Annotated in this window: 1 rRNA gene; it reads right to left on the bottom strand. The window is 51.2% G+C overall.

Annotation, left to right across the window (positions count from 1 at the left end):
- Positions 1-8: 8 nt before the first annotated feature.
- Positions 9-2881 (bottom strand): 23S ribosomal RNA (locus GTP69_RS30755).
- Positions 2882-2888: the final 7 nt, after the last annotated feature.

The following is a 2888-nucleotide window of genomic DNA, read 5'->3' as shown; positions in this document are numbered from 1 at the left end:
AAGGTTATAGGGACAAGCCGTACGGGCAATTAGTATCAGTTAGCTTAATGCATTACTGCACTTCCACACCTGACCTATCAACGTCCTGGTCTCGAACGACCCTTCAAAGAGCTCAAGGCTCTGGGAAATCTCATCTTAAGGCAAGTTTCCCGCTTAGATGCTTTCAGCGGTTATCTCTTCCAGACTTAGCTACCCGGCAATGCCACTGGCGTGACAACCGGTACACCAGAGGTCTGTCCACTCCGGTCCTCTCGTACTAGGAGCAGCCCCCTTCAAATTTCCAACGCCCACGGCAGATAGGGACCAAACTGTCTCACGACGTTTTAAACCCAGCTCACGTACCACTTTAAATGGCGAACAGCCATACCCTTGGGACCGGCTACAGCCCCAGGATGTGATGAGCCGACATCGAGGTGCCAAACTCCCCCGTCGATATGAACTCTTGGGAGGAATCAGCCTGTTATCCCCAGAGTACCTTTTATCCGTTGAGCGATGGCCCTTCCATACAGAACCACCGGATCACTATGTCCTACTTTCGTACCTGCTCGACTTGTCAGTCTCGCAGTTAAGCACGCTTATGCCATTGCACTATCATCACGATGTCCGACCGTAATTAGCGTACCTTCGAACTCCTCCGTTACACTTTAGGAGGAGACCGCCCCAGTCAAACTGCCTACCATGCACTGTCCCCGATCCGGATAACGGACCAAGGTTAGAACCTCAAACAAACCAGGGTGGTATTTCAAGGTTGGCTCCACAGAAACTGGCGTTCCTGCTTCAAAGCCTCCCACCTATCCTACACAGATTGGTTCAAAGTCCAATGCAAAGCTACAGTAAAGGTTCATGGGGTCTTTCCGTCTAGCCGCGGGTAGATTGCATCATCACAAACATTTCAACTTCGCTGAGTCTCGGGAGGAGACAGTGTGGCCATCGTTACGCCATTCGTGCAGGTCGGAACTTACCCGACAAGGAATTTCGCTACCTTAGGACCGTTATAGTTACGGCCGCCGTTTACTGGGACTTCAATCAAGAGCTTGCACCCCATCATTTAATCTTCCAGCACCGGGCAGGCGTCACACCCTATACGTCCACTTTCGTGTTTGCAGAGTGCTGTGTTTTTATTAAACAGTCGCAGCCACCAGTTTATTGCAACCCGTTCGCCCTACTGAAGTAAATCAGCCAAGCTACAAGGGCGTACCTTTTCCCGAAGTTACGGTACCAATTTGCCGAGTTCCTTCTCCCGAGTTCTCTCAAGCGCCTTAGAATACTCATCTCGCCCACCTGTGTCGGTTTGCGGTACGGTCTCGTATGACTGAAGCTTAGAGGCTTTTCTTGGAACCACTTCCGATTGCTACGTGCACAAGTGCACTCGTCCCACTCCCTTGAATTCCGCGCCCGGATTTGCCTAAGCGCCTTCTATGAAGCAGAAACTGACTATTCCAACAGTCAGACAACCTTCCGCGATCCGTCCCCCCATCGCATCATACGACGGTGCAGGAATATTAACCTGCTTCCCATCAGCTACGCATCTCTGCCTCGCCTTAGGGGCCGACTCACCCTGCTCCGATGAACGTTGAACAGGAAACCTTGGGCTTACGGCGTGGGGGCTTTTCACCCCCATTATCGCTACTCATGTCAGCATTCGCACTTCTGATACCTCCAGCATCCTTTACAAGACACCTTCGCAGGCTTACAGAACGCTCTCCTACCATATGCTTACGCATATCCGCAGCTTCGGTGACTGGCTTAGCCCCGTTACATCTTCCGCGCAGGACGACTCGATCAGTGAGCTATTACGCTTTCTTTAAATGATGGCTGCTTCTAAGCCAACATCCTGACTGTTTTAGCCTTCCCACTTCGTTTTCCACTTAGCCAATCTTTGGGACCTTAGCTGGCGGTCTGGGTTGTTTCCCTCTTGACGCCGGACGTTAGCACCCGACGTCTGTCTCCCAAGCTCGCACTCATCGGTATTCGGAGTTTGCAATGGTTTGGTAAGTCGCGATGACCCCCTAGCCATAACAGTGCTCTACCCCCGATGGTGATACTTGAGGCACTACCTAAATAGTTTTCGGAGAGAACCAGCTATTTCCAAGTTTGTTTAGCCTTTCACCCCTACCCACAGCTCATCCCCTAATTTTTCAACATTAGTGGGTTCGGACCTCCAGTGCGTGTTACCGCACCTTCATCCTGGCCATGAGTAGATCACTTGGTTTCGGGTCTACACCCAGCGACTATCGCCCTGTTCGGACTCGATTTCTCTACGGCTTCCCTATTCGGTTAACCTTGCCACTGAATGTAAGTCGCTGACCCATTATACAAAAGGTACGCAGTCACGGAACAAGTCCGCTCCTACTGTTTGTATGCACACGGTTTCAGGATCTATTTCACTCCCCTCCCGGGGTTCTTTTCGCCTTTCCCTCACGGTACTGGTTCACTATCGGTCGATTACGAGTATTTAGCCTTGGAGGATGGTCCCCCCATATTCAGACAGGATTTCTCGTGTCCCGCCCTACTTGTCGCACGCTTAGTACCACCGGTCTGATTTCATGTACGGGGCTATCACCCGCTATGGCTGCCATTTCCAGAGCATTCCATTATCAGTCCGACTATCACGTGCAGGCTCTTCCCATTTCGCTCGCCACTACTTTGGGAATCTCGGTTGATTTCTTTTCCTGCAGCTACTTAGATGTTTCAGTTCGCCGCGTTCGCTTCGCAACCCTATGTATTCAGGTTGCGATGACCTAAAAGGCCGGGTTTCCCCATTCGGAAATCTGCGGATCAAAGCTTGTTTGCTAGCTCCCCGCAGCTTATCGCAAGCTACTACGTCCTTCATCGCCTGTAATCGCCAAGGCATCCACCATGTGCACTTATTCACTTGTCCCTATAAC

This window comes from Duganella levis (assembly GCF_009857605.1).
Taxonomy (GTDB): Bacteria; Pseudomonadota; Gammaproteobacteria; order Burkholderiales; family Burkholderiaceae_D; genus Rugamonas; species Rugamonas levis.
Note: the sequence above shows the minus strand (reverse complement) of the source record. Positions and strands in the feature narration are given on the sequence as shown.